The organism is Bacillus sp. GbtcB14, from assembly GCF_019091205.1.
GTDB classification, from domain to species: domain Bacteria; phylum Bacillota; class Bacilli; order Bacillales; family Bacillaceae_G; genus Bacillus_A; species Bacillus_A cereus_AG.
The window spans coordinates 1-261 of record NZ_JAGXJT010000190.1; the positions used below are offsets into that span (position 1 = coordinate 1).

Here is a 261-nt window from a genome sequence, read left to right on the forward strand (position 1 = left end):
GGCGCCGAGAATGCGGCTCGCCGACAGCGTGCGGAACGCGCGCTTCCCCCAATCGAGCACGCGCACCTTGCCCCCGCGTACCGAGAATACGGCGACGACCCGCTGCGTGAAGCGTCCCTTGCTGTCCTCGTAAATGATTTCCACGCTTTGCCCGACGTACTTTTCGATGTTGACCGGCATGGCGACTCCTCCTTGTGCCTCGGAGAGACGAGGTTAATTTCAGAACATTTGTTCTTATATTAATACGAACTAGCGTTCCCT

1 protein-coding gene is annotated in these 261 nt (G+C 57.5%); it reads right to left on the bottom strand.

Annotation, left to right across the window (positions count from 1 at the left end):
- Window positions 1-180, bottom strand: a 180-nt coding sequence (locus KVT31_RS29685; RefSeq protein WP_217613742.1) for a hypothetical protein, incomplete at its 3' end; no start/stop codon positions are given.
- Between the last annotated feature and the right edge of the window lie 81 nt (window positions 181-261).